This window comes from Micromonospora sp. RV43, from assembly GCF_001029515.1.
GTDB lineage: Bacteria > Actinomycetota > Actinomycetes > Mycobacteriales > Micromonosporaceae > Micromonospora > Micromonospora aurantiaca.
This window is the reverse complement of the sequence record NZ_LEKG01000036.1, coordinates 18558-40882: the sequence shown is the minus strand read 5'-3', so window position 1 is coordinate 40882 and position 22325 is coordinate 18558. Positions and strand designations below refer to the sequence as shown.

Genomic DNA, 22325 nt, shown 5'->3' with positions numbered 1-22325 from the left:
GTCAGGTGCGGCTCACCGTCCTGGTCGGCCCCGGCCTGGTGGCCGACGCGGCCCTGCTGGCGTCGTCGACCGCCGCCACCTGCGCCGAACTCGACGTCGCAGGCGAGGTCGTCACCGCCGCCTCGGCCGACGAGATGCGCGCGCTGCTCGCCACGGCCGACCAGCCGGTGGTGGTGCTCCCCGGCCCCACGGCTGCGGCCCGTGCCCTGATCGGCGCGCAGCCGTCCGGCGTGGTCTGGTACGACCTCACAGTCGAGCCGTCGGTGCCCGGCGCGGTCCACCTGGCCGGGCGGGGACTGTGGGGCCTGACCTGGGCGATCCGGCACGCCGTGCACCGCCTCCGTGCGCCGGCCACCCGGATCGCCTATGGCCCGGACCCGGACCAGTGGGGCGACCTGCGGCTGCCGTCCACCCCGGACGCCGGGCCGGCGCCGGTCGCGGTGCTGCTGCACGGCGGGTTCTGGCGGTCCATCTGGGGCGCGGACCTGATGGACGCGCTCGCCGTCGACCTGGCCCGGCGTGGGTACGTGAGCTGGAACCTGGAGTACCGGCGTCCGGACCGGCACGGCTGGGACGCGACCACACAGGACGTGCAGGCGGGCCTCCTCGCGTTGCGGGAACCGGCCCGCGACCGGTTGGTCGACCTGGACCGGATCGTCGTGCTGGGGCACTCGGCGGGCGGGCAGCTCGCGTTGCGCGCCGCGGCGGACCTCGCCGCGCGTACGAGCGGGCCGCGTGTCGCGCTCGCGGTGTCGCTGGCCGGGGTGCTCGACCTCACCGAGGGCGAGCGGCGCTACCTCGGCGACGGCGCGGTCGCCGCGGCGCTGGGCGGCTCACCGGTGACGGCACCACGCCGGTACGCCGAGAGCGACCCGATGCTCCGCCTGCCGACAGGGGTGCCCACACTGCTCGTGCAGGGAACGGAGGACAGCCTCGACCTCGTCGACGCCAACCGGCGCTACGCCGCCGCGGCGGCAGCCGCCGGGGACGAGATCCGCCACCTCGAACAGCCGGGGGACCACTTCGCCGTCATCGACCCGGCCTCGGCCGTCTGGCAGGACACGATGACCGCCGTGGACGCACGCCTCGGCCGCTGACGCCGGACGCTGAATCGCCCTCCAGGTTCACCTACGTGAACACGGAGGGCGATTCGTGGTGCCCGGGGCGCGGGTCAGAACAGGCGGGGCGTGACCACCGAGACCACAGTCGTCACCGCGTCGGTGTCGTTGTAGAGCTGGTGCGGCACCGACGAGCGCAGGTGCACGCTGTCGCCCGGGAACAGCCGGTGCTCGACGCCCTCGACCTCGTAGAGCAGCTCGCCGGAGATGACGTACGCGAACTCCTCGCCCCGGTGGCCGTACGCGTTCTCCCGGCGCCCGCCCGGCGCGATGTGCACGAGCATCGGTTCGAGCACCAGGTCCGGCCCGCGGTCGGAGAGCATGCGGTAGGTCTGCTGCCCGGACACGTACTGCGTGGCGGCCGTCTCCGCCCTGGTCAGCGTGAAGTGCCGGGGAAGCGAGGAGACGGTGCTGTCCGGCGCGGCGGTGCCGGCGTCGAAGAAGTCGGCCACCGACCGGTCGAGCGCCTTGGCGACGCTGCCGAGCGCGGTCAGCCCGATGGAGGAGATGCCCCGCTCGACCTGGGACAGGAAGCCGATGGACAGCCCGGAGCGGGAGGCGAGGCCGCGCAGCGTCAGCCCGCGCTCCTTGCGGTAGCGCCGGATCCGGCCGCCGACGACGCCCGCGGGCGTGTTCTCGTCCGCGGCGCCACCGGAGCCGGCCTGCTCCGACGGCGGCTGACTGTTCATGGGCCGCACGAGGACCTCCTGTCGAGGCGGCGGGACGTCCGCCGGGATGTTCGATGGTATCGAACATCCCGGCCGGTCCGCGAGGGGCCGTGCGGCCGGTCTCCCCACATCGTCCCGGGTGGACCGCGGCCGGCGTCGCCCGCCTACCGCTTCACCAGGTTGCGCAGCGCCCCGAGCAGCGATCGGTGGCTTACCTCGGCGTAGATCTTCTTGTCCGAGCCGTACAGGACCACGTACGGGCACTGCTGGTCGTCCCCGCCCATGGTCTTGTCCAGCAGTCGGCGGCCGGTCGCCACCTCGTACACCCGCAGGCGGTAGGTGGCCTTCAGCAGCGTCAGCGTGTCCGGCTTCGGGTCGTCGTAGCGGCACTTGCGGATCGTCGCGCCGGTGCTCGTACGATCCAGGCAGGCGACCATCTGCACGGTCTTCGGGTCCTCCGACGCCCAGGTCCGTTCCACCCGCTTCGACAGGCCCTCGTCGTAGTAGTAGACCTGGTCGTGGCGGCGGCTGCCCGTGCCCAGGTCGGTGCCGACGAGCAGTGCCACCGGGTGCGGCGCCGCTCCGGTGCGCCTCGGCGACTGCGGGAAGTAGAGAACCCCATCGCACACGTCGTTGAGATCGGAGATCTGCGCCGCCGGGAAGTCGCTCGGCTGCGGCCCGCGCGCCGACGGCTCCGCGCTCGCCGTCGCACCCGGCGTGGGCGTCGCGCCGGACGACCGCCAGGGCGCCACCGGCGGCGCGGCGGGCTCCCGCCCGGCCGTCTCGCGGGGCGAGGAACCCAGCAGGAACGCGCCGCCGATCAGGCCCGAGCACGCCACCAGCAGCAGCACGCTCAGCACCGCGACGGCGACGACCAGACCGCGGCTGCGGCCGGACGACTGCGGGCCGGGTGGCGGGTACGGCCCGAACGGCGCAGCCGGCGTGGCCGGACCGTACGGCGGACCAGCGATGGGCGGTCCGTAACCCGGAACGGGCGACCCGTGACCCGGCCCGGTGGCGGGCGGTGGTGGCGGCCCGGGAACGCCGGGCGGCTCGCCGGCCGGCCGCATCCAGGCGGTCTCTCCCCGCTGTTCCGCGTCCCCCGCCGGTCCCTGCTCGGATCCGGCCCCCGTGTCGGACATGCGCATTCCCCCGTCGAACCCGTGCGGAGGGCGCAACCTATCAGCCTCGCCGGGCCGGAGGAGGCCCCACTAGATGGTTGCGCTACCTAGGTAGCGGCGCTACCGTCATCGCCGGATGTCGTCCGATCGGGACAGTGCGGAGCGGGATGAACCAGGAACGGCGGGCGCAGTGGCTGCGCGGGGTGCTCGACCTCTGCGTGCTCGCGCTGCTGAGCCGGGGCGAGTCCTACGGCTACGAGCTGTCCCAGGCGCTGCGGGCCCACGGGCTGGGCGCCGTGCAGGGCGGCACCCTCTACCCGGTGCTGCTGCGGTTGCAGCGCTCCGGCCTGCTCACCGCGCACTGGCGGGAGGGCGGGACCGGGCCCGCGAGGAAGTACTACCGGATCAGCCCGGCCGGCAGCGCGGCGTTGCGGGCCGCCGCGATCGACTGGAGCGCCTTCGCGTCGAGCGTGGGCACGATACTGCGCGAGGAGCCGAAGCGGTGAACCACGAACCCTGGCTCGCCGCCCTGACCGGCGAGCTGCGCCGGCACGGGGTGGGGCCCGACCTGACCGGCCACGTCGTCGCGGAGGCGGCCACCCACCTGCTCGACAGCGGGGAGTCGCCGCTGCGGGTCTTCGGCGCGCCGGAGACGTACGCCCGGGCGGTGGTCGACAGCCTCGGTGGCCCCGACGTGCGACCGCCGCGCCGCCAGCCCGGACCGGTGCGGCTCGCCGCGCGCGGCATCACCAAGCGCTACCGGGGGCGGACCGTCCTGGACCGGGTCGACCTCATCGTCCGGGCGGGCCAGATCGCGGCGGTGGTCGGTGCCAACGGCGCCGGCAAGAGCACCTTCCTGCGGATCTGCGCCGGCCTGCTGAGCCCGGAGGCGGGCACCGTCGAGGTGCACGGCACGCTCGGCTACTGCCCGCAGGACGGCGGCACCGCCGAGTTCCTCAGCCCGGACGAGCACTTCGTGCTGATCGGCGCCGGCCGGGGGCTGGGCCGGACGGCGGCCCGTCGGGCCGGTCGCGCGGAGGCGGCCGGGCTGGAGTGGACACCGCCGCGACGCATCCAGGCCCGGCACCTCTCCGGCGGCACACGGCAGAAGCTCAACCTGGTGCTGGCCCGGCTCGGCGAGCCGGACGTGCTGCTCCTCGACGAGCCCTACCAGGGGTTCGACAGGGGCACCTACCTCGACTTCTGGCACGAGGTGTGGCGCTGGCGCGACGCCGGCAAGGCCGTCGTGGTCGTCACCCACCTGCTCAACCAGCTCGACCGCGTCGACGTCGTGCTCGACCTGGCCGGGGAGCGTGACGCGTGAGCCGGACCCTGGTGGTGGCCGAGGCCGCCCTGCGCGAGCTGCTGCGCCGCCGTACCGTGCTGGTCATCCTGCTGCTGATGCCGCTGGCGTTCTATCTGAGCCGCCGCGGCGACCACCTCGGACAGTCGATCCGCTTCGTCTGCCTCGGCCTGGGCTGGGCGCTCAGCACCGCCGCGCTGTTCGCGGGCAGCGCGGCGCGCGGCATCGAACCCCGCCTGCGGCTCTCCGGCTACGGCAGCCGGCACCTGGTGCTCGGCCGGCTGCTCGCGCTGTGGACCGTCGGCATGCTCCTCTCCACTCCGTACTTCCTGCTCGTCCTGGCCGACCAGCGCGACGTCCGGTACGGCGCGATCGCCCTGATCATGGCGCTGACCGTGTTCGTGTCGGTGCCGTTCGGCCTGCTGCTGAGCGCCGTGCTGCCGCGTGAGCTGGAGGGCACGCTGGTGCTGCTCACAGTGGTCGGTCTCCAGATGGTGATGGACCCGGCGGGCAGCGCCACCCGCGCGTTGCCGTTCTGGTTCAGCCGCGAGCTCGCCACGTACGCCGTCGACCACACCGACGGCGGCTACCTCAACCGCGGCCTGACCCACGGGCTGGCCTTCGCTGTCGCACTCACGCTGCTGGTCGTGGCGGCCGCCGCGGTGCGGCTGCGGCAGCGCCGCCACCTGCGCCTGGCCACCTGACCGGCGGGGGCGGCGGACCGGACCCGGTCGCCGGGCGTGGCAGGATCGGCGGGTGCAGATCGGGTTGCTCGGGCCGTTCCAGGTCACCACGGACGGTGGCGTACCGGCCGACGTGCCGGGCGCGCGGCTGCGCGGGCTGCTGGCCGCCCTCGCGCTCCAGCCCGGCCGCGTGGTCCCGAAGGCGACGCTCGTCGACTGGATCTGGGGCGAGCAGCCGCCCGCCGACGCCGCGAACGCGCTGCAGCGGCTGGTCTCCCGGCTGCGCAAGGCGCTGCCGGCGGGCGCCGTCGACGGGCTGCCCGACGGCTACCGGCTCGCCGTCGAGCCCGACGCCGTCGACGCCGTACGGTTCGAGCGTCTCGTCCGCCGGGCCCGCGACGGCGACGGGCCGCAGCGGGTACGGCTGCTGCGCGAGGCGCTGGGCCTGTGGCGCGGCGACGCGCTGCGCGACATCGGCCTGCCCGACAGTCCGGCGCTCGACGCGGCGGCCACCCGGCTGGAACGGCTGCGCCTGACCGCGACGGAGGACCGGTACGACGCCGAGATCGGGCTCGGCCGGGAGGCCGACCTGATCCCGGAGCTGACCGACCTGGTGGCCGCCCATCCCGTGCGCGAGCGGCTCGCCACGGCGCTGATGCGCGCGCTCGTCGCGGCCGGCCGCGACACCGAGGCGTTGCTGGTCTACCAGCGCACCGCCGACGCGCTCGCCGACGCGCTGGGCGCCGACCCGTCGCCGGAGCTGTCGGCGCTGCACGTCGCCCTGCTGCGCGGCGAGACGGTACGCCGGGAGGACACCCGCCGCACCAACCTGCGCGCCGAGCTGACCAGCTTCGTCGGCCGGGACGCCGACCTCACCGCGGTCGGCACGCTGGTGGCCGAGCACCGGCTCACCACGCTCACCGGCCCGGGCGGCTCCGGGAAGACCAGGCTGGCCACGGAGACCGGGCGCCGGATGACGGGCGACCTGCCGGACGGCGTGTGGCTGGTGGAGTTCGCCGCCGTCAGCGCCGGCGGGGACGTGGTGCAGGCGACGATCTCCGGGCTCGGCCTGCGCGACGCGCTGCTCGGCGACGCGGGCAGCGCGGAACCGGCCGACCGGCTCGTCGCGGCGATCCGGGACCGGGAGATGCTGCTGATCCTGGACAACTGCGAACACGTCGTCGACCAGGCGGCGGCGCTGGCGCACCGGCTGCTCGGCGAGTGCCGGCGGCTGCGGATCCTGGCCACGAGCCGGGAACCGCTCGGCATCACCGGGGAGGCGCTGTGGCCGGTCGCGCCGCTGGGCCTGCCGGACGGCGACGCCCCGATCGCCGAGGTCGAGTCGTCGCCCGCCGTGCGCCTGCTGCGGGACCGGGCCGCGGCGGTACGCCGGGACCTCGCCTTCGACGCCCGTACCGCGACGACGATGGCGCGGATCTGCCGGGCGCTCGACGGCATGCCGCTGGCGATCGAACTGGCCGCGGCGCGGCTGCGCACCATGTCCGTCGACCAGCTCGCCACCCGGCTCGACGACCGGTTCCGGCTGCTCACCGGCGGCAGCCGGACCGCCCTGCCCCGGCACCGGACGCTGCGCGCGATGGTCGACTGGAGCTGGGAACTGCTCAGCGACGCCGAACGCGCGGTGCTGCGCCGGCTGTCGGTGTTCTCCGGCGGGGCGAGCCTGGACGCGGCCGAGCGGGTCTGCGCCGGCGGCGCCGTCGAGCCGGGCGACGTGCTCGACCTGCTCACCGCGCTGACCGACAAGTCGCTGCTGGTCGCCGCCGGTGACGTCGCGCCGCACTACCGCATGCTCGGCACGATCAAGGAGTACGCCGCGCAGCGGCTCGCCGAGACGGGGGAGGCGGACCTCGCCCGTCGCGCGCACCTGGCGTACTTCACCGAGCTGGCCGAGACCGCCGAGCCGCGGCTGCGCCGCGCCGACCAGCTCACCTGGCTCGCCCGGCTGGAAGCCGAGCACGACAACATCACCGCAGCCGTGCGGGGGGCGCTCGCCGCGGGTGAGGGGCGCGAGGCGATGCGGCTCGCGGCCGGCGCCGGCTGGTACTGGTGGCTCGGCGGCCACCGGACCGAGGGCATGGAACTGATCATCGCGGCCACCGAGGCGCCCGGCGACGTGCCCGACGACATCCGAGCCGTGGTGTACGGACTCGTGGTGCTGTTCCTCAGCTCCGGGCCGGGCGACGCGCAGCACGCGGCCGAGTGGATCCACAAGGCGTACCGGTTGAGCGGCGAAGGCCACGGTGGTCACCCGGAGCTGGCCCTGGTCGTGCCGATGGAGCGCATGCTGCGGGAGCCGGACGCGCTGCTGCCCGCCTGGGAGTCGCTGCTCGACCACGAGGACCCGTGGGTACGCGCGCTGGCCCGGCTGCACCTGGGCAAGCTGCGGGTCATCCTCGGCGTCGAGGCGGCGCAGGCGGAGGCGTGCCTGCGGCAGGCGCTCGCCGAGTTCCGGGCGGTCGGTGAACGCTTCGGGATCTCGTTCGCGCTCAGCGAGCTGGCCGAGCTGATCGCCGTACGCGGTGACGTCGCCGCCGCCTGCGACTACTACGAGCAGGCAGTCGCGGCGGTCACCTAGGTCGGCGCCGTCGAGGACGTGATCCGGATGCGGGCGCGGCTGGCCTGGCTGTACCGGCTGGGCGGCGACGAGACGGCGAGCGCCGCCGCGCTGGCCGAGGCGCACCGGCTCGCCGCGGGGGTCGCCTGGCCGGGCGCGCTGGCCGAGCTGGCGCTGGTCCGGGCGTACCTGGCCCGCCACGACGGTGACGCGGACGAGGCGTACGCGCAGCTGCGGTCGGTGTCGGCGCTGCTCGGCGACGAGGCGGACCTGGCGAGTGTCCGGGCGGGCACCCAGGATCTGCTGGGTTACCTGGCCGAGGACGTCGAGCAGGCTCGTACCCATCGGGCGGCGGCGTGCCGCGCGGCGCGCGAGGGTGGCTACGCGCCGCTGACCGCGCAGGTGCTCGTCGGTGTCGCGGACCTGGCGTTGCGGCTGGACCGGCCGGACCACGCGGCGCGGCTGCTCGGCGCCGCCACCGCGGTACGCGGGCTGTCCGACCGCGCCCACCCCGACGTGCCGCGGATCGAGGCGGCGGCGCGCGACCGCCTCGGCGACGCGGAGTTCGCCGAGGCGGTCGCACAGGGCCGGGAGACCGGCTGGGAGCGGCTGGTCGAGATCACGCTCGCTTCGTGAACGTGGACCGCGCCCACAGGTAGCCGACCACCGCGATGCCGGCGCACCAGACGACCGCGGGGATCACGTCGCCGGCCGACGGCGCGCCGTCGAGCAGGCCGCGCAGGGTCTCGATGATCGGCGTGAACGGCTGGTACTCGGCGAACTGCCGCAGTCCCGGCCCCATCTTGTCCGCGGGCACGATCGCGCTGCTGAAGAACGGCAGCAGGACCAGCGGCACGGAGGCCATGCCCGCCGACTCCGGCGACTTCGCGAACAGGCCCAGCGCGACTGTGAACCAGCTGACGGCGACGCTGAGCAGCACCACCACGCCGGCCACGCCGAGCCAGTGCAGGGGATCGGCGGCCGGGCGGAAGCCGAGCAGGAACGCCACCCCGACCAGGGCCGCGACCGCGAGGACGTTCGTCAGCACGGTGGCGACGACGTGGCCGGTCAGCACCGCGCCCCGGGAGACGTGCATGACCTTGAAACGGTTGATGATGCCCTTGGTCATGTCGGAGTTCACCGACGTCGCGGTGCCGCCGAGGCCGTAGCAGACCGCCAGCAGCATCAGGCCCGGCGTCGCGTAGTCGACGTAGTCGACGCCGACGGAGAACGCGTCGCCGAGCATGTACACGAACATCAGCATGACGATGATCGGCATCAGCACCGCGTTGAACACCGAGGTCGGGTTGCGGCGCAGGTGCGTCAGGTTGCGGCGCAGCATGACGACCGAGTGGTTTCTGCTCATCTGGCGGCCACCTCCGGGGTACGGCCCGTCAGGGCCAGGAACACGTCGTCGAGGTCGGGGGTCTGCACGGACAGGTCGTCGGCGTTGATCGCGTGCGCGTCGAGCCGGTCGAGCAGGGCGCGCAGCGCCGCGGTTCCGCCGTCGGCGGGCACCCGCAGCGCCAGCGCCTCCTCGTCGCGTACCGCCTCGGGCAGCACCAGCGCCGCCGCGTCGAGTTCGGCGACGGTGCCGAACCGCAACCGCACGTGCGTGCCGGGGATCCGGCGCTTCAGCTCCTCCGGCGTGCCCTGGGCGACCAGCCGGCCCTGGTCGAGCACCGCGATCCGGTCGGCGAGACGGTCGGCCTCGTCGAGGTACTGGGTGGTGAGGAAGACCGTCACGCCGCCCGCGACCAGATCCCTGATGATCGACCACATGGTGCGGCGGCTGCGCGGGTCCAGCCCGGTCGTCGGCTCGTCCAGGAAGATGATCCGCGGCTCGCCGACCAGCGTCATCGCCAGGTCCAGCTTGCGGCGCATGCCCCCGGAGTACGTCGACACCGGCTTGTCGGCGGCCTCGACCAGGTCGAACCGTTCCAGCAACTCCGCGACGACCCGCTTGCCGGGCACGCGGTTGCGCGGGCCGAGGTCGACCATCAGTTGCAGGTTCTCCCGCCCGGTCAGCAGTTCGTCCACCGCCGCGAACTGCCCGGTCACGCCGATCGCCGCGCGGACCGCCTTGGCCTCGGTGACGACGTCGTGCCCGGCCACCCGCACCGACCCGGCGTCGGCGCGGATCAGGGTGGTCAGGATGTTGATCGCTGTCGTCTTGCCGGCTCCGTTCGGGCCGAGCAGGGAGAAGATCGTCCCGGCGGGGACGTCCAGATCGATGCCGTCGAGCACCACCTTGTCCTTGTACGCCTTGCGCAGCCCGGAGACCGTTATCGCTGAACTCGTCATGCGACCACCATGGGCGGCCGTACCGCCACCGCCCTGACACGGCGCTGACACGGCCGCTGACAGCTTGTCGGTGGGCCGGCGTACGGTCCCGCCGTGGATCGGGAGACGTTCTGGGACATCGTGGAGCGGGCGCGTGGCGCTGCGGGCCGCGAGACGGTCACCGCCGAGGGGGCCGACGCGGTGGCCCGGCACCTCGTCGCGGAGCTGTCGGTGCTGAGCCCGGCAGCGATCGTGGGCTTCCAGCAGGCGTACGACGACGTGAATCTGGAGGCGTGGCGCTGGGACCTGTGGGCGGCCGCCTACCTGATGCGCGGCGGCTGCTCGGACGACGGATTCGACTACTTCCGCGGCTGGCTGGTCGCGCAGGGGCGGGCGGTCTGGGAGCGGGCCGTCGCCGATCCCGACTCACTCGCCGAGGCCGGCGTCGACCCGGAAGACGACGCGGTCGAGTGCGAGGCGGTGCTGAGCGCGGCGGGCGACGCCTACGCCGAGGCGACCGGCGCCGGCACCGACGCGTTCTGGGAGGCGCTGGACGCCGCCGACCGGGCTGCAGACGACCGGGCGCCGGCCGACCCGGCCGGTGAGGACTTCGACTTCGACGACGACGAGCAGATGCACGCCCGGCTGCCGCGCCTGACCGCGATCTACCGGCCGCTGGAATGAGCCGGCGCGACCCGCCGCCGACCCGATCCGGGTTAACCGCTGGTCCGCCGCGGGCCGGGTGGGCGAGCATGGTCGGCATGGCCGGGTCGACGGGTGCGAGGCTGCCGCTGCAGGGTGGGCTGCCACCCGGCGAGGCGCTGACCGGCGCGGTGCTGGAGATCGCCTGCGACGAGTCCGGTTTCTCCGGGACCAACCTGCTCGATCCGGCCACCCCGGTGATCGTCCACGCCAGCGTCGACCTGAGCCGTGACGAGGCCGCTGCGTTGATCCGTACGCTGCGGTCCGGGTTCCGGTTCTCGCCCGACGAGGTCAAGTCCCGGCAGTTCCTGCGCCGCCGCGAGGCCGCCGAGGCGGCGGAGTGGTTCCTGTCCGCGCTGCGCGGCCGGGCGCACGTGCACCTGGTCGACAAGGAGTTCTTCCTCGCCACCCGGGTCGTCGACCTGCTGCTGGCCGAGCCGTCGTACGCGGCGGGCACCCGCCTCGCCGGTGACCGGCGTCAGGCCGCGGCGGCGCTGCACCGGGCCGGGCGGGCGGCCGGACCCGGCTGGGCGGTCTTCCTCGCCACCGTCGTCGAGATGCTGCGCACCAAGCGTCGGGATCGGGCGGACGACCGGAGCGTGCAACGGTTCTTCGCCGCGCGGGACGCGTTACGGCGTCACGTCGGCGACGAGGCGGCCGGCGCGGTCCTCGACGCGCTCGATCCGGCCCGGGTGGCTGAGGTGCAGGCCAGGTTGTACGCGGGCGACCGGACGATCCCGCCACCGCTGGAGCCGCTGCTGCCGGCGCTGGCCGAGACCGTCCTGCACTGGAGCGGCGGCCGGCGGCCGGTGCTGGTGATCCACGACGAGCAGAGCGCGCTCACCCAGGACCGGCTGCGCCGCCTCCAGGCGGCACTGGCCGCGGTCGACCCGGCCGGTCCGTCACCGCTGGCCGGGCTGGTGATGACCGATTCGCGCGACGACCCGCGCGTCCAGGCCGCCGACCTGCTCGCCGGGGTGGCCCGCCGGATGCCCGGCATCCCCGGCGACGGACCGCTGCGCCCGCTGCTGACCCCGCCCTCCGGGGACGCCCCGGGCACCGCCGCTGGAGCGCACGATCCGGGCGCCGCCGCGACGCACGATCCGAGCGCCGTGACGGCGGAACAGGAGGCGACGTGATTCTCGACGACGTGACGCCGACCGGCGGGGTGCACTGCGAGACCACCACGCTCGGCGTGCTGACCCGGCACGCGGGCCTGGACCTGTCCGAGCCGATGCTGTTCGGTCTCGGCGAGGGGCTCGGCTTCGTCTACTGGGACGCCAAGGGCATGGACGTGCCGTTCCTCGGCGGGCGCACCAAGCCGCTGTGCGTGACCCGCGCCGCCGCCGGCCGCCTCGGGTTGGACCTGCGCGTCCGGGAGACGACGTCGGCGGCCAGGGCGTGGCGGAACGTCACCGAGGCGCTGGACGCCGGGCACCCGGTCGGCCTGCAACTGGACTCGTACCACCTGGACTACTTCACCACCCGGGTCCACTTCGGCGGGCACACAGTCGCCGTGTACGGCTACGACGACTCACACGCCCACCTGGTCGACACCGCCCAGCAGGGCGGCGCGGTGACCACCACGCTGGACAGCCTGGCCCGGGCCCGCGCCGCGCGCGGGCCGATGACCGCGCGCCACCTGTCGTACACGCTCACCGCGCCCGGCGGCCCGCCGGACCTGGACGCCGCCGTCCGCGCGGCGGTACGCGCCAACGCCGGGGCGTTCCTCGACCCGCCGATCGCCAACCTCGGCCACCGGGGGATCGCCACCGCCGCCGCCCGGGTGACCCGCTGGCTGGACCGCGCCGCCGATCCGGCACGCGACCTTCCGCTCGCCGCGACGCTGATGGAACGCGGAGGCACCGGCGGCGCGCTGTTCCGCACCATGTACCGGGACTTCCTCGCCGAGGCCGCCACCGTCACCGGTGACGCCCACCTGCGCCGGGCACAGCTGATGTACGCCGACATCGCGCCGCTGTGGACCGCCGTCGCCGACCACATCGCCACCGCCGGGCGGACCGGGGACGCCACCCACCTGACCCGCGCGTCTGTGGTCCTCGCCGACCTGGCCGTCCGTGAACGCGAGGCGATGACGGTGCTGGCCGCCGTCGTCGCGCGGTAGGCGTCAGCCGAGCTGCTCGGCCAGCGCCACGATGACGCCCGCCGGGCCGCGCAGGTAGCAGAGCCGGTAGACGTCCCCGTACTCCGCCACCTCACCGATCAGCTCACCGCCGTGGGCCCGCAGCCGGGCCACCGTGTCGTCGACGTCGTCCACGGCGAACATGACCGACCGCAGGCCCAGCGTGTTCGGCGGCGCGTCCGGCGGTTCGGCGGCGACGAGTGCCGGCGCCCGGAACCGCGTCAGTTCGAGCTTGCCGTGGCCGTCCGGCGTACGCATCATCGCGATGTCGACCCGCACGCCGTCGATGCCGTTGACCCGGTCCACCCACTGCCCCTCGACCGGCATCTCGCCCTCCACCTCCATCCCGAGTTCGGTGAAGAAGGCGATCGCGGCCGGCAGGTCGTCCACCACTACGCTGACGTGATCCATCCGCTGAAGCGTCACGCTCCGAGCATAGGGCGACGCCCGGCGTGGTCAGCTCATGTCGAGCGTGTACGCGGCCTCCCGTACGTCGGCGTCCGGATGACGGCGCAACCCGACGAGCAGGTCCCGCCACGGCGTCTTCCAGCCGAACTCCGACCCGTGCGCGACCAGCGCCACCGCGAACAGGCCAGCGGCCAGGTCTCCGCGCCCGGCGAGGTGGTCCACCGTCTCGGCGAGGGCCGCCGGATCGGGCCGCCGCCGCATGGTGAGCAGGCGATCGCCGACGCGTTGCGCGGTGCGGACCGCTACCACGGGCCGGCCGGCGCAGAGTGCGGCGACCTCGTCCAGCTCGTCGAGCCGGCCGAGTTCGACGAGCAGCCCGGTGGCCGTACCCAGGAAGCCGTCCTGGCCTGCGAGCCACCGCGCCGCCTCGACCAGCCCGGCCCGGTCGGCGCCGGCGGGGCGGCTGTCGGACCAGAGGGCCGCGCCCTCCGTGAGCAGTTCGACGCGCCGCCGGGCGGGCCGGTCGGCGGCCGGGCCGCCCGGGTCGTCGTCGGCCGCGTCCCGCTCCACCAGCCGGGCCAGCGCGGCCCGGAACGCCGTGTCGCCACCGGCCCGCAGCAGGTTCGCCACCCCGATGGCCGGCGTCGTCTCGTCCGGGTCGGTGAGCCGGTCCACGACCAGGTCGGTGACGTCGGTCAGCCACGGCGACCACTCGCCGAGCGCGTCGAACGCCGCGCGCCGGACCTCCCGGTCGTCGGCCCGGCACGCCTGCACCACCAGCGCGGCGTAGGCGCGGCGGTGGCGCTCCGAGATCCCCGACGGGTACGCGCCGAGCACCGCCCGCCGCTCCTCCCGGCCGGCGTGCACCGCCGCGCGCAGCACGGCCCAGGTCGCCTCGGTGCCCAGCCGCTGCCGGGCGGCGGAGACGATCGCCGCGCGCACGTCGCGGTGCGTGCCCGGATCGGCGTACGCCTCCTCGAGCACCACCATCACGTCCACCTGCGCGTAGCGGGCCAGGAGCCGCGCGGCCTCCTTGCGGCTGGTGACCTTCGCGGCGCCGGTGAGCACCCCGCCCAGCAACTCGGCCAGCCGGGTCGGCGGGACGTGGCGGGCGGCTCGTCCGGCGGCGTACAGCGCGACGCGGGCCCGGTCGCCGTCGGCGTACCGGAGCAGCAGCGGGAACGCCTCGTCCGGCCGGTCGGTCCAGGCCAGCGCGCCCAGCGCCGCCTCGGCGACCGGCACCTCGGACGCGTCGACGTGGCGCAGCACCATCTCGCGTCCGGCAGGGCCGGCCCCGGCGGCGGCCCGGATCGCCGCCGCCCGCTGCCACACCCGGTGACCGGAGTCGGCGACGACGCGCGCCTGCAGCGCCACGAAGCGTTCCTGGTGGCGGGGGAGCCACCGCTGTGCCCGCGGCGCCGGGCCGGGCACCCACCGCTTCCCGTTCTCCACGAACCGGCCGCGCGGCGGCCGGTCCAGCACGCGGTCGAGCAGGTCGGTGCGGGACGTGCAGACGATCGCCCACACCTCGTGGATCGCCACCGCCGACGCGTCGACGTCGAGCACCTCGGCGACGCGCCGCGAGCGGGTACGCGGATCGGCGAGCCACAGCCCGACGGCCGTACGGGCCACAGCGGGCAGGGTGCCCGGCCCGATCGTCCGGCGCAGCAGGTCTTGAAGCTCCGGCAGACGCCAGGCGCGCCGGCCGAGCGCGTGGGTGAGCGCGAACAGCAGTCCGTACCGGCCGCGCGCCATGCCGGCCTCGATCCGGCCGCGCAGCCGGTCGAACACCACCCTCTCCTGGCCGTGGCGCAGCACCGTGTCGAGCCGGCGCAGCACCGGCACGTTCGCGTCGCTGCTCACCGCGTCGATCGTGCGCAGTGCCCATTCGACCAGTTCCGGCACGTCCACGTGGTGGGTGAGGACGTCGACGGCGAGCCGGCTCAACGCGGTGGTGGTGGTCGCCGAGGTGTCCCGCGCGTCGACCGCGTCGGTGGTGAGCCCGGTCAGCCCGCCCGCGTTCGTGGCGGTGAGCAGCGGCGCCGCAGTGGCCAGCGCGGTGAGCGCTGCGGCGCGTACCGGGTCCTGCTCGTTGCGCAGCCGGCCCAGCCGGACCACCACCTGGGCCACCGTCCGCGGATCACGGGAGCGGCGCGCGGCCGCCACCAGCAGCCGCCACCCGTCCGCCCGTTCGTCCGCGTCGCCGGAGCGCAGCGCCGCGCTCGCCGACGCGGACGCCTCCGGCCACGGCAGGTACGCGCTCCAGAACCGCACCTGCTCCTCCCGCTCCCGGACGGACGGGAGGGTCAGCACGCGGGCCGCCTCGCGTGCCCGTACCGCCGCCGGCAGCACCTCCATCACCGCGGCGCCGGGTAGCAGCGCCGTGGTGTCGGTGTCGGCCAGCGCTCCGTCGTACAGCTCGGCGCGGCGGCTCGGCGGCACGGCGCGCAGCAACGCGGCGAGCGCCCGGTCGTGCTCCCGCAGCCGGGCGGCCAGCGGGACCAGTTCACCAGTGGGCAGCGTGGTGAGGCGGAGCAGCAGCGCCCGGGGCAGCACGGTCCGGGCCAGCCAGGCCGCGCGGCCGGGCGACGTGAGCAGGCGTACGACCCGGCGCGCGTCGTGTGCGGCGAGCCGCCCGTACGCGACGATCGGGCCGGGCAGCGACTCCTCGGGCGCGTACGCGTCGAGCAGGTCCAGGGCCCGCGCGGGCTCACCGCGCAGCACCGCGCCGGCGGCCTCCGCCCAGATCCGCCCGCGCGACTCGGGCGGGGCCGCGGCGAGCCGCTCACCGGTGCGCGCCAGCACGATGTCGCTGTGCGTCCGCATCAGCCGTTCCGGGTTCAGCGCGTGTTCCAGGTCGGGCAGCCAGGCCCGTACCGTCTCGGGGCCGCAGGCCGGCAGCAGCGCGGCGGCCTCGTGGTCGCCGAACCGCTCGCGTACCCCGATGATCAGCGCGTCGGCGACGGCCGGCACCGGGTTGCGGCGCAGCGCCCGGTAGACGCGCCGCCGCGCGCCGGCCGGCTGGTCGGTCAGGTCGGCGGGCGTCACGCCGGCCCGCACGGCGGCGGTCAGCGCGGTGGCGGCGATCGAGGGTTCCGGGTCGAACGTCGCGGCCAGGACGGCCGCGGTGTCCCGGCTGGCCAGCGCGGCGAGCAGCGCGAGACGCCGCTCGTAGGGGCCGTGCCGGCGCAGGTCGGCGCAGACCTGCGCACGGTCGGGCGCGGTGCGTGCCCATGCCACGAGACGCCGCGTCCGGTCGCGGTGGGACAGCGGGTCGAGGACGGTCAGCAGGTCGCGGGTGGCGGTGAGCACGGCGCTCATTGTGCCGGTGCGCGGGTGGCGGCGGGTGCCCGTCGCGCTTATTCCGCAACTCCTATGGAAATAGTAGATTTTCAGCGTTCTCCCAGCCGCCCGGGATTGACATCAATCGGACCGTCGGGGATATTCCTAGCGGCGCGTCGGGGCGCGGGGCGGAGCAGGCGAGGTCTGCGGACTTCACCTGCGTGACGTGCGGAAAGGTGTTCGTGCTGCCCCTGCTCCGCGGGGTCCGGATGAGGTTGGGAAATGATTAATCGGGCCGTCGAATTCGCCAAGCACAATTCGCCGAATTCTCTGCGCGTCAAGGCCCGGCGGGCGCAGATGGAAGCGCGCAACGCCCGCATGCGACTCACCGTTCCGGTGGTGGCCCGTAGCGAGTTCGACAACATCTTCCACTGCACCGTCCGCAAGACCGGCAGCCAGTGGATCAAGGCGCTGTTCAGCGACCCGGCCGTCTACCGCCACTGCGGGATGCTGCCCTACGACCCGCGCTTCTACTCCGGCGGGGCGACCGCGCCGGTGCCGGCCGGCCGCATCGGCCTGGCGATCTTCCTCTCCCACAAGCGGTTCGAGGCGGTGCCCAAGGCCGGCAGCTACCGCGCGTTCTTCGTGATCCGCGACCCGCGCGACGTTGTCGTCTCCAGCTACTTCTCGCTGCGCAACTCGCACGCCCCGATGGGCGACATCCCGCAGGCACGCAAGGCCCTCCAGGAGCTGCCGAAGAAGGAGGGCATGCTCTACGTCATCGACCGCCTGCGCGACAAGAAGCAGTTCGGGCAGATGAGGTCCTGGGCGGTCGCACCGAGCGCCGAGACGTTCCGGCTGTTCCGCTACGAGGACCTCACCGGCGAGCGGCAGGCCGACGAGGTCGACCAGCTCCTGCGGCACTGCGGCATCACGCTGCCGCCGGCCGAGCTGGAGTCCCTGCTGGCGCGCTACAGCTTCACCAAGATGAAGAAGTCCAAGGAGACCCCCGGGCGGATCTCCCACTACCGCAAGGGTGCGTCCGGCGACTGGCGCAACCACTTCGACGACGACATCTACGCCGCGTACACGAAGGCGGCCGGTGACCTCGCGGAGATCCTCGGCTACCCCGCCCGGGACGAGACCCCCGCCCGCTGACGATCGCCGTATGCTCCTGCCGCTTCACAAACGGTGATCCGGTGCCCGGCGGTCCTCACCGCCGAGCACCGGATCCTGTTCCTTTCGGCTCAGCCGATCGCCTTGACCACCGTGGTGGTCCAGCCGCTGGCCACCTGGTAGCGGTTGTTGAGGCTCACGTCAGGGCGGCCCGTGTAGACCCACGCGTTCCCACTCGAGTCGACACCGAGGACATCCGGGAGGCCGTCGGAGTTGATGTCGGCGACAGCGACCCGGTACGGGCCCCAGTCGTTACCGATCTGCTTCCTGGCGCCGAACATCACCCGTCCGGCCTGTCCGGTGTTCGGGTAATAGAACATGTCACCCGCCGGATCGATAGCGATGAGGTCGTCGAGTCCGTCCCGGTTGAAGTCGGCCGGGTAGATGCGGTAGTTCGACCACCCGGAGCGACCCACCAGGACCTTGCAGCAGCCGTTCGGGTAGTAGAACAGTTCGCCGGTCGAGTTCTTGATCCCGAAGTGATCCGGCTTCGCAGCGCGGTTCGCGTTACCTGTCGCGTGGGTGTAGTCACCCCACATCGAACCGACCAGCGCACGTCTGCCCGAGCTGGGCGCACCGCTGGCGTTCGGGTACGCCCACAGGTCGCCGACCGTGTCGACCATCATGACGTCGGCAAGGCCGTCCTGGGTCCAGTCGTAGATGTCCCAACGCAGGCTTCCCCAGCCGACACCGATCTTCACCGGCGTGCCGAAGGTGGACATGCCGGTGCCGCCGGTGTGCGGCCGGAGGTAGAGGTTGCCGGCCGAGTCGGCGGTGACGATGTCCGGCTTGCCGTCACCGGTCAGGTCGTGCTGGGCCGGGCTCGGGCTGAGCACCACCGACTTCCACGTCTGGACGGTGGACAACTGACCGTTGAAGTAGCTGCCGACGGATGCGCTCCCGGTGCGCGTGCCGCCGAAGCGCATGCTCCGGTCCGCGTGCCAGGTGGTGGAGTGCGCCGCCGAACCGACCCCGCGTCCGTTGACGTAGAGGTACATGCTGCTGAGGTTTCCGCCGGCCGGTCTGAACGTGATCGTCAACTCCGTCCAGGCGCCCAGCCGTACGGTGTTGGCGCCACTGCTGACCGTGTCCCAGACCGGGCTCGCGACGTCGCTGCGCGACATGGCGAACCGCCAGGAGTTGTCGCTCGCCTCGGCCCACAACCTGAAGCTCGCGGTGTTGACGCCGTCCTGGGAGACGACGGTGCCGCCGCTGGCGTCCGGCTTCGCCCAGACCGACAGCGAGAACTCGGCATTGGTGGTCACCGCTGACGAGGGCGTGGTCAGAGTGCTGTCGACGCCGTCGAGGTCGATGCTCGGATCGAACAGGTCGCCGGAGTGCCAGGCCGCCGCCCCGCTACCCGTCGCCGCCAGGCTACCGACCGCGTCCTGCGCCGGAACGGCGCTCGCCGGCCCTTCCGTCGCTTCGCCGAAGTGCCAGGCGTGGTCAGCGGTGACGATCTTACGATCGGTGTCGGCGGCGATGGTCCCCGCGGTGCCGGCCAGGCCGGTGACCCGCCAGATCTTGCTCAGGCCGCCGTCACCGATCGCCCAGAGATCCGGGTTTCCGTCGTTGTTCACGTCGGCGGCCCGAAGGCGCACGGCCGCGCCGGTGTTCCAGCCCGACGCGGCGATCACGTACGGGGTGTAGGTCATCTGGCCGTTGTCGATGTCGATGCCGATGCCGGTCCAGAGATGAAGTGCGCCGGTACTGCGCTTCCAGAGGAACATCGCCGTGCTCGTGCCGGTGCTGGTGGTCACCTGCGCCGTGGCGATGGTCCAGTTGTTCCAGTCGACGCCGCCGTCCGGTGTGGTGGCTGAGGTGCGGGTGACCTGCTGGAACATCCCGGCACCGGTCGACGGGTAGTAGGTGAGCGAGTAGCCGACGGAGTCGTTTCCGCTGGTCCCGATGAGATCGTTGTGCCACGATCCGGTGCCCCGGGCGTCACCGGCGTTGGCCACCTGCAACGGCGACTCCCCAGCCTCGTCGGTGAGGGCCTCGCGCTGGATCGTGTACTGGGTGTCGTCCGCGGACGGCTGGATGACCGACCCGTCGCCGTTCGTGCGAAGCACAGTGCCGCCGCCGGCGAACGGCCCGGAGGTGTAGTAGACGAGCACGTCCTGCAGCGCGTAGCCGGAGAACCGACCGGTGACGGCTTGTGCGCCGTCGTAGTCCCGGGCGGATCCGGGCTTCGTCAGGCCGTTGCCCTTGGCCCCGATGTTCGTCGCGGGTGCGGGCGGCCCGTCCGACCCGCCCTCGGTGAGCCAGAGCCCGGCCGGCAACCCGTTCACGCCGCCGGTGGCGACCAGGTCGGGCACGTCGTCCCCGGTCATGTCACCGTCGGCAGCCAGGGCCGCCGGATCCGCGTTGAAGGTCACGCTCTCGGAGTCGCCGATGTTGCCGCCGGGGGACAGGCTGGTGACGGTGAGCGTGTTGGTGTAGCGGGTGGGGAGGATCGTCACCGTGGTGCCGTCGGCGCCGGCGTTCGCCACCTGGACCGGCGCGCCGGCGTTGAGCTGGTAGAGGTAGCCACTCGGCGTGGTGCCCCCGGCCGCGGTGATGGTGAAGCTCGCCGGCTGGCCGATGACGGCCTCCGTCGGCTTCGTCACCTCGGGGTGACCAGGGCGGGTCGGGTCGAAGTTGAACGTGCAGGTGTCCGACCAGTCGCTCGCCGTACGGAAGTCGGTGGCCTGGACCCTCCAAGTGAAGGCCGTGACCGCGCCGGTGCCGGGGCCGGTGTAGCCGGCGTACTGGCGCAGGGTGGCCTGTGAGACCACGAGTACCGACGTGGCGCCCGAGGCGGAGGTCAGCTTGTTCGGGTCGGACGTCGCGACCACCGCACCGTCGCTCTTGCGGGTGACCCGGAAGGACACCCCGAGAACCGCGCCGTTGCGGTCGGAGACCGGCGCGTAGAGGGAGACGGAGGCGTCGCCGACAGTCGAACCGCCTGCGCAGGTGGTCTTCGGCGAGGTGGTCAGGCCGGTGGGCTTGTTCGGCTTGTGGTTGTACTGGATCTCGAGCGTCGGGCTCGTCTCCAGGAACTCCTTCCAGCTCTGCGGGTCGCTCGCCTCACTCGCCGCCTTCAGCCACAGGGTGCGGGTCTTGTGGTTGTCGCTGATGTCCCGCTGGATCTGGGCCTTGACGTCGAACGACACACCGTTCGCCGCGCACCCGCTGTATCCGTACGCGAAGCTCTTGGACGCGGCCAGCGGCCCGGCGCTCTGGCCCTCCCAGAAGTTCCAGGTGGCGTTGCTGCTACTCAGGACCGTGTTGGGTGCGTAGACGTTCACCTGCTTGGGGTCGCAACTCCACGACCGCGTATTCGTAATCTTGAAAAGCGCCGAGTTGATCTCGGCGTTGGTCAGGGTGCTCACCGGGATCGAGAAGTTGATCAGCGTGTTCGAGCGCTGTACGCCCGAGTTGCCGACCTGCATCCGGTCGGCCGGATCGGGTGTGGTCATCCAGTAGTTCGTGGACTGGTGCTGGTAGGAGATGCTGGCCCAGCCGCCCCGGGACGACCCGGCGGGCGTCCACGTGAACGTCGGGTCGATGTACACCGGGTACGTCGTCTTCGCGCCGGTCAGGAGGGCCTGATCCGGAGTGAGGTGAAGCTGCCGACCCTGCATGCGTACCTTGATCGGCGCCGTCCGTGCGGCCCGGCCGGGCGCGGCGGCGGTCGAGTTCGGGGCGCTGCGGGCGGCCGGGCCGGTCGCCCGGGACGCGCTCGAATCCCACATGATCGGCGCGGGCGCGGACAGTACCGTGGCGCCGGCCCGGTCCCGGCCGGCGATGTTGCCGGTCCCGTCGACGTCGAGAGTGAAGCCGTTCGCCACGGTGCCGAGGGTCAGCGTTCGGAGTGCCGGGTTGGCGGCGGCTTTCGGTGTGTGCACCACGAAGACGTGGGAGAAGCCGCCGTTGCGGTCGACCCTGACCACCAGGTCGACGTCGGGCAGCACCTGCCGGTAGGTGGCGGTCGGGCCGGACAGCGTCGGCGCGGGAAGCGGCACGGGCGCGTCCACGGTGAGGGTGCGGTCACCGGATGTCAGCTCGGCCAGCGGCGTCGAACCGCCGGGGGAGATGCTCACCTCGCTGGTCGTCAGCCTGGGAGCGATGGTGCCGTCCGGTTGCCGGACCAGTGTCGCGTCCAGATCCTTCCACGTGCCGTCGACCATCTTCCGCATGGGCGTGGCGTGCTGGGTCAGGCGAACCTGACCGTTGGGCAGGGCCGTGACGACGGAGGTGGACGTGCCGGTCGCGGTCGCCTCTACGGACTTCCCGGTCCGGCGTGCCTGGGCCAACGCCTTCTCGACGCCCAGCGGGGCGTCGACGGCGCCGGTCGGCACCGGCGCGCCGGCGTAGCCGTCCGGTGACGCGGAGACGATCGAGCCGGGCCAGACGACGCCGGTGCTGACGACAAGGATGGCCGCAGTCGCGAACGAGGCGGCCCTCGTTCGGCGTGGAGGCCGGATTGCGGGCATGACGAAATCTCCCCCGTGTCGAGGGACGCGCGGGTGCGCGTCCGATGGCGGGCACAGTGAACCAGCGGAACCCGGCTCGGGGAATGTTCTTCGTTACAGCGTGCTTTCCCTTTCGCACTTGCTGCAATGCTTTTGCGCCGATGCCAACGGGTCCGTGTTACCAATTCGTGATCTTGTATCGGCCGGAAACGTGGCACATTGATCGCGCCACGGGGGTGAGCGACATCGATGACCCGTGTGGTCACCTCATCCGTACTCAGGTTGGGACACGCATGCTCAGGCACGGGGGATCGCGGCTCTTCACGGGTCGCAGGCGGCTGGTCACGTCAGTCGTCACCGCAATCGTCGCGGCGGGGGTGCTGGTCGGCACGCCCGCCGNCGCCCG

General features: G+C 73.4%; 15 protein-coding genes and 1 pseudogene. 9 read left to right on the top strand and 7 right to left on the bottom strand.

Annotated elements, in window-relative coordinates; all coding sequences use genetic code 11:
* The first annotated feature begins 5 nt into the window (after window positions 1–5).
* Window positions 6–1097: an alpha/beta hydrolase gene (locus ABD52_RS11910; RefSeq protein ID WP_235437443.1), complete on the top strand. Its 1092-nt coding sequence runs from the start codon at window positions 6–8 to the stop codon at window positions 1095–1097.
* A 74-nt stretch (window positions 1098–1171) separates the two neighbouring features.
* On the opposite strand, the gene ABD52_RS11905 is transcribed toward ABD52_RS11910, so the two are convergent.
* A complete protein-coding gene (locus ABD52_RS11905) occupies window positions 1172–1807 on the bottom strand; it encodes a helix-turn-helix domain-containing protein (protein ID WP_221488115.1) in 636 nt (211 codons plus the stop codon).
* Between the two features lie 143 nt (window positions 1808–1950).
* The gene (locus tag ABD52_RS11900) at window positions 1951–2928 is read right to left on the bottom strand and encodes a hypothetical protein (RefSeq protein WP_047891845.1); all 978 of its coding nucleotides are present in this window, start codon (window positions 2926–2928) and stop codon (window positions 1951–1953) included.
* 146 nt (window positions 2929–3074) lie between these two features.
* Between ABD52_RS11900 and ABD52_RS11895 the strand changes: the two genes are divergently transcribed.
* The 4 genes and pseudogenes from ABD52_RS11895 (at window position 3075) to ABD52_RS11880 (ending at window position 8104) form a co-directional block, all read left to right on the top strand.
* A complete protein-coding gene (locus tag ABD52_RS11895; protein ID WP_013285163.1) occupies window positions 3075–3413 on the top strand; it encodes a PadR family transcriptional regulator in 339 nt (112 codons plus the stop codon).
* Window positions 3410–4231 carry an ATP-binding cassette domain-containing protein gene (locus ABD52_RS11890; RefSeq protein WP_047891834.1) on the top strand — a complete coding sequence of 274 codons (822 nt, stop codon included), beginning with the start codon at window positions 3410–3412 and terminating at the stop codon, window positions 4229–4231. The genes ABD52_RS11895 and ABD52_RS11890 overlap by 4 nt, the downstream gene beginning before the upstream one ends.
* Window positions 4228–4914 (top strand): hypothetical protein, encoded by a 687-nt coding sequence (locus ABD52_RS11885; protein ID WP_013285165.1) that lies wholly within the window; start codon window positions 4228–4230, stop codon window positions 4912–4914. Before ABD52_RS11890 ends, ABD52_RS11885 begins: the two co-directional genes overlap by 4 nt.
* A gap of 52 nt (window positions 4915–4966) precedes the next feature.
* Window positions 4967–8104: pseudogene (locus ABD52_RS11880) on the top strand (BTAD domain-containing putative transcriptional regulator).
* Here ABD52_RS11880 and ABD52_RS11875 read toward each other — a convergent pair.
* Window positions 8088–8834: an ABC transporter permease gene (locus ABD52_RS11875; protein ID WP_013285167.1), complete on the bottom strand. Its 747-nt coding sequence runs from the start codon at window positions 8832–8834 to the stop codon at window positions 8088–8090. The pseudogene ABD52_RS11880 and the gene ABD52_RS11875 overlap by 17 nt on opposite strands.
* Window positions 8831–9772 carry a daunorubicin resistance protein DrrA family ABC transporter ATP-binding protein gene (locus ABD52_RS11870; protein WP_013285168.1) on the bottom strand — a complete coding sequence of 314 codons (942 nt, stop codon included), beginning with the start codon at window positions 9770–9772 and terminating at the stop codon, window positions 8831–8833. Before ABD52_RS11870 ends, ABD52_RS11875 begins: the two co-directional genes overlap by 4 nt.
* Window positions 9773–9865: 93 nt before the next feature.
* Here ABD52_RS11870 and ABD52_RS11865 point away from each other — a divergent pair, with 93 nt between their 5' ends.
* The 3 genes from ABD52_RS11865 (at window position 9866) to ABD52_RS11855 (ending at window position 12578) form a co-directional block, all read left to right on the top strand.
* Window positions 9866–10435, top strand: coding sequence for a DUF4240 domain-containing protein (locus ABD52_RS11865; protein WP_013474658.1), 570 nt, complete (start codon window positions 9866–9868; stop codon window positions 10433–10435).
* A 77-nt stretch (window positions 10436–10512) separates the two neighbouring features.
* Window positions 10513–11592 (top strand): DUF3800 domain-containing protein, encoded by a 1080-nt coding sequence (locus ABD52_RS11860; RefSeq protein WP_047891844.1) that lies wholly within the window; start codon window positions 10513–10515, stop codon window positions 11590–11592.
* Entirely contained in the window at window positions 11589–12578 is a 990-nt protein-coding gene (locus ABD52_RS11855; RefSeq protein WP_047891833.1) for a BtrH N-terminal domain-containing protein, read from the top strand. The genes ABD52_RS11860 and ABD52_RS11855 overlap by 4 nt, the downstream gene beginning before the upstream one ends.
* A 3-nt stretch (window positions 12579–12581) precedes the next feature.
* Here the strand turns inward: ABD52_RS11855 and ABD52_RS11850 are convergent, their stop codons facing one another.
* The gene (locus tag ABD52_RS11850; RefSeq protein WP_047891832.1) at window positions 12582–13007 is read right to left on the bottom strand and encodes a VOC family protein; all 426 of its coding nucleotides are present in this window, start codon (window positions 13005–13007) and stop codon (window positions 12582–12584) included.
* A 45-nt stretch (window positions 13008–13052) separates the two neighbouring features.
* Window positions 13053–16325 carry a hypothetical protein gene (locus ABD52_RS11845; RefSeq protein ID WP_047891831.1) on the bottom strand — a complete coding sequence of 1091 codons (3273 nt, stop codon included), beginning with the start codon at window positions 16323–16325 and terminating at the stop codon, window positions 13053–13055.
* Between the two features lie 243 nt (window positions 16326–16568).
* Here ABD52_RS11845 and ABD52_RS11840 point away from each other — a divergent pair, with 243 nt between their 5' ends.
* Window positions 16569–17444 carry a sulfotransferase domain-containing protein gene (locus ABD52_RS11840; protein WP_047891830.1) on the top strand — a complete coding sequence of 292 codons (876 nt, stop codon included), beginning with the start codon at window positions 16569–16571 and terminating at the stop codon, window positions 17442–17444.
* A gap of 89 nt (window positions 17445–17533) precedes the next feature.
* Here the strand turns inward: ABD52_RS11840 and ABD52_RS11835 are convergent, their stop codons facing one another.
* Window positions 17534–21940: an FG-GAP-like repeat-containing protein gene (locus tag ABD52_RS11835; protein ID WP_047891829.1), complete on the bottom strand. Its 4407-nt coding sequence runs from the start codon at window positions 21938–21940 to the stop codon at window positions 17534–17536.
* Between the last annotated feature and the right edge of the window lie 385 nt (window positions 21941–22325).

Bases quoted from the DNA above. Each gene is read 5' to 3' on its own strand.
- ABD52_RS11905 (WP_221488115.1), bottom strand. From the start codon at position 1,807: ATGAACAGTCAGCCGCCGTCGGAGCAGGCCGGCTCCGGTGGCGCCGCG.
- ABD52_RS11900 (WP_047891845.1), bottom strand. From the start codon at position 2,928: ATGTCCGACACGGGGGCCGGATCCGAGCAGGGACCGGCGGGGGACGCG.
- ABD52_RS11895 (WP_013285163.1), top strand. From the start codon at position 3,075: ATGAACCAGGAACGGCGGGCGCAGTGGCTGCGCGGGGTGCTCGACCTC.
- ABD52_RS11875 (WP_013285167.1), bottom strand. From the start codon at position 8,834: ATGAGCAGAAACCACTCGGTCGTCATGCTGCGCCGCAACCTGACGCAC.
- ABD52_RS11870 (WP_013285168.1), bottom strand. From the start codon at position 9,772: ATGACGAGTTCAGCGATAACGGTCTCCGGGCTGCGCAAGGCGTACAAG.
- ABD52_RS11860 (WP_047891844.1), top strand. From the start codon at position 10,513: ATGGCCGGGTCGACGGGTGCGAGGCTGCCGCTGCAGGGTGGGCTGCCA.
- ABD52_RS11850 (WP_047891832.1), bottom strand. From the start codon at position 13,007: ATGGATCACGTCAGCGTAGTGGTGGACGACCTGCCGGCCGCGATCGCC.
- ABD52_RS11845 (WP_047891831.1), bottom strand. From the start codon at position 16,325: ATGAGCGCCGTGCTCACCGCCACCCGCGACCTGCTGACCGTCCTCGAC.
- ABD52_RS11840 (WP_047891830.1), top strand. From the start codon at position 16,569: ATGATTAATCGGGCCGTCGAATTCGCCAAGCACAATTCGCCGAATTCT.
- ABD52_RS11835 (WP_047891829.1), bottom strand. From the start codon at position 21,940: ATGCCCGCAATCCGGCCTCCACGCCGAACGAGGGCCGCCTCGTTCGCG.